5 protein-coding genes are annotated in these 3,349 nt (G+C 41.8%); all 5 read right to left on the reverse strand.

All coding sequences use genetic code 11. The features are described 5' to 3' along the window. A partial coding sequence (locus BWI97_RS26225; protein WP_146011063.1) for a hypothetical protein occupies nucleotides 1-582 on the reverse strand: 582 nt, incomplete at its 3' end. 111 nt (nucleotides 583-693) lie between these two features. Then, nucleotides 694-1,485, reverse strand: a complete 792-nt coding sequence (locus tag BWI97_RS26230; RefSeq protein WP_102203418.1) for a tetratricopeptide repeat protein — start codon at nucleotides 1,483-1,485, stop codon at nucleotides 694-696. Beyond that, a complete protein-coding gene (locus BWI97_RS26235; RefSeq protein ID WP_102203419.1) occupies nucleotides 1,460-1,801 on the reverse strand; it encodes a hypothetical protein in 342 nt (113 codons plus the stop codon). Before BWI97_RS26235 ends, BWI97_RS26230 begins: the two co-directional genes overlap by 26 nt. 41 nt (nucleotides 1,802-1,842) lie before the next feature. After that, nucleotides 1,843-2,856, reverse strand: a complete 1,014-nt coding sequence (locus BWI97_RS26240; protein ID WP_102203420.1) for an AAA family ATPase — start codon at nucleotides 2,854-2,856, stop codon at nucleotides 1,843-1,845. Continuing rightward, nucleotides 2,856-3,206, reverse strand: coding sequence for a hypothetical protein (locus tag BWI97_RS26245; RefSeq protein WP_102203421.1), 351 nt, complete (start codon nucleotides 3,204-3,206; stop codon nucleotides 2,856-2,858). Before BWI97_RS26245 ends, BWI97_RS26240 begins: the two co-directional genes overlap by 1 nt. Nucleotides 3,207-3,349 lie beyond the last annotated feature (143 nt).

Genomic DNA, 3,349 nt, shown 5'->3' on the forward strand with positions numbered 1-3,349 from the left:
TTTACTTATATAGTCGGTCATCTTTTTATAAAGCTCCAATGCTACAGCTCTTGCTTCAAAGGCTACTTCATTTGTAATATAATCTGGGTTATTATAAACTAAAACTTTAATCACAATATACAATGGACTGACTTTATAATTAAATTTAGGATTCTCGAATACCTCCAGTAATCTTTCACCATAGCCTAACTTTATAGCTAAGGCAGCTGAAAATTGCCAACTATTCATAATACCTCCATAATTATTATTATCAATGTTATTGATCAAATGTAACCAATGAGTTTTAGCGATCCCCCAGTTTTCATCATAGATAGCAAAATTAGCTAATTGCAGTTCTTTTACATCTGGATAACCTTGAATTTCATATTGTATTTCTATTTCCTTAAAAATCTGATATGCTTCATCCTTTTCTTTCAAATAATCCCGAAGTATATCTACGTAACTATTCGCAGCAACAATATTCTGATTATCAATCTGGTATGACCGTTTATAAGCTTCCTTTGCCTGTATAATTTTGTGAAGTTCTAAATAAGTATCTCCGAGAATCTGCCATGCTAGACTATCCTCGGGTTCTAGTTCCAAACTTTTAGTAATAGCGCTTAAAGCACTTTCGGGTTCTTCAAACTCAGTTAAATACAATAACGCTAAACTTTCCCATGCAAACGGTTGCTTCTCGTCGTTTTCCAGAGCTTTTCATATATGGCCTTTTTTAGCCTGCTCTGGTTCATTAAGGTGAAAATGATACAAATGAGCAAGTGAGAGCCAAGTCATGAAACGGTTAGGCTCAACTATAATTACTTGCAGATAATGTTGCAATGCCTTATCTGGTTGGTGCAATTCATAATGGTAAAGATCTGCTAATTTAACCAATGCCGGAGTATATTCAGGAGCTTGTTCAATGGCCTTGAGGTAATAGTTTTCTGCTTGAGAAAGGTCGCCTTTTTCTTCAAAAGTTGCTCCTTTATTAGTGAGCAACTCCGGATCATTGGGCTTTAATTGAAGGCCTTTGTCAAAGCATTCGAATGCTTTTTCATAGTCATGTTGATATCTTAGATATAATTTTCCTAAGTTATTTATATATTCACTATTGCTAGGCTCTAGTTCACAGGCTTTTTTGTAAGCTAACTCCGCTTCACTAATATTCTCTTGATTGTATAACCAAAAAGAACCATAGGAATCCCAATGATCTGCATGGTTTGGTTCTAGCTTAATAGCGTTTTCGAACCCTTTCTTGGCTTTTTCAAATTCCTGAAATTCGACAAGATAGACACTGGCAATAGCTGACCATATTTCGGCTAACGAATCTCCTTGTTGAAGGGTAATCTTCACTTCTTTACTTTCAGCCGGTTTCTTACTGTTCAAGCCTTTCCAGATCGTATCTACTTTCTTTTTGATCTTTTTCTTTTCAGCTTCATCAATTTTACCCTTTATTTCTTTTAGTTGAACACCGGTTACTTGTTCAATTTTTTTGCGGTTCTCTTTCATAGAGTTGATGGAGTCGGTCGTAGACTTTTACCAGTAGCTCATCTCCTTCTTTACGCCCAGGTAAAGCTTTGGCTAAGGCAATTCCGTACGCTAGTTCGTGTGCATGGTAAGCCCGCTCTAGGGAGATTGCGTACGCTTGAGCCCGTTTAGCCAGCTCATTTTTAGAAAACCAGGCCTGCAAAAACCGAGTCAACCACAAGAGATCCTTCCGCTGTCGGCGGGAGGATCGCCGCATTAAGTACCAAACGTTAAAAAAGCGTTCACTCAGCTCGTAGTGAGCAGCTTTGCGTTTGCCAAGTCGGGTCACCCAGCCCATTTTGATAAGCCTATCGATTTGAACCGACAATTGATTATTTTCTAGCGAAGTGCGTTCACGCAATACCTCCAGATTAACTTGGACTCCACTGCAATGGCTAGGGCATCCACCACCACCTGACTTTGATTGGATAACTCTTCAAATTTTGCCTTGTAGAAAGGCGTCATTTGATCCAATAGGGCTTCTAAGTCCAAAAACACATCGGCTGAGAAACCTTGAGCTACTAACGTAAATAAGATCACAATAGTCCGTATATTGCCTCCCGTTAGCTGATGCAGCGTTTGTAGCCGGGCCAGGTTCTCCCCTTGCAACTGGGATTGCAGTTCGGTCTGATTGCTTACCTTAGCCAGGTGCCTAAACAAAGTAAGTGTTTCTTCGAAGGAGAGTTGATGTAAATAGTGAACAATGAAGGCATCGTAGAAAGGAGCTTCATAGTCAAAGTTTTTATCAAACGCCGTAGCACTAGCTCCAATAAATATCGGAGCTCCGGGTTCGCTGATGAGTTTGCGTAAGCTGGACTGATTTTCTTCGCTTAACCGTTCAAAAATCAGGTTGATATTATCTAGTAGAAACACAGGTCTTCGTTTGAGGCGGCCTGTAATGGCAATGAGTAACTGATAGGCCCGCTTACTCAGCTCCGCTTCATCTTTTAGCGTAGTGAAGGCAGCCACTTGCTCATCAATCTCATTGACCAGCGGATCTTCCCCCTCGGTTTGGAGAGTATCCGCCAGTGCATCCAGCGTATTGAGCCAGAACTTGGAGAAGCGATCAATGTTGTACTGCTCTTCGGGGTAAGAAAAAGGAATGAATCTACTTTTATAAGTCCCGGTACGCAGCTCAATATCCAGACGCTTCAAAAGCGTACTCTTGCCCATTCCCCGCTGACCAATGATGAGATGATGTTGGGGAATACTTTCTTTACTTTCCTGATCCAGTGAGGAAATCAATTCTGCCAAGAGGTCTTGTCGAGCCACGAAGATGGCCGTTAGCTCTTCATCACGCATCCGCTGGGGCATGAAGACGCTGATGCGTTGTAAGGGTAAAGGGGCTTCCATCAGGCGATTCTCGTTTTATACCAAAACATGCGGAGTAAGGGGGAGCGAAACCCATACAGACCTTGCTGGTGAAGCAAATACCCATCGCTTTCTAGCATTCGAAGTAACTCCGTCGATTTATCCTTGATCTGCTCTAAGGCAACGTTATGTTTGGCTAAAATCTGCTCAAGCTGAGAACGCTTAAGACCCGTAGCTTTTCTCGAAAGGGCATCCAGTAAGGCTTTGGCTAGTCTAGCGTCTTCTGGACTTAGCTGATCACTTAATCGCTCCAGCCAGGTAGAAAGATTGGATTCGTTGGCCGCCTGCTCAAAAGCCTGAGCCAGATCTTCACTACGGATAGGGATACCCATGGGCCGGTTGCGGGCCAAACCAGAGAGTTTATTAAAAGCAGTTGGAGGTAATAAGGTAAGGGATCGACCGGTTAAATCGATAAGCTCCTTTCTAATTTCGGGGAGAGTACCGGACCGGAGTTCTTACTGATTTCTTCTAAGAA

Source organism: Siphonobacter sp. BAB-5405, assembly GCF_002872335.1.
In the GTDB taxonomy this organism is placed as follows: Bacteria; Bacteroidota; Bacteroidia; order Cytophagales; family Spirosomataceae; genus Siphonobacter.

Bases quoted from the DNA above. Each gene is read 5' to 3' on its own strand.
- BWI97_RS26230 (WP_102203418.1), bottom strand. From the start codon at position 1,485: ATGAAAGAGAACCGCAAAAAAATTGAACAAGTAACCGGTGTTCAACTA.
- BWI97_RS26235 (WP_102203419.1), bottom strand. From the start codon at position 1,801: ATGGGCTGGGTGACCCGACTTGGCAAACGCAAAGCTGCTCACTACGAG.
- BWI97_RS26240 (WP_102203420.1), bottom strand. From the start codon at position 2,856: ATGGAAGCCCCTTTACCCTTACAACGCATCAGCGTCTTCATGCCCCAG.
- BWI97_RS26245 (WP_102203421.1), bottom strand. From the start codon at position 3,206: ATGGGTATCCCTATCCGTAGTGAAGATCTGGCTCAGGCTTTTGAGCAG.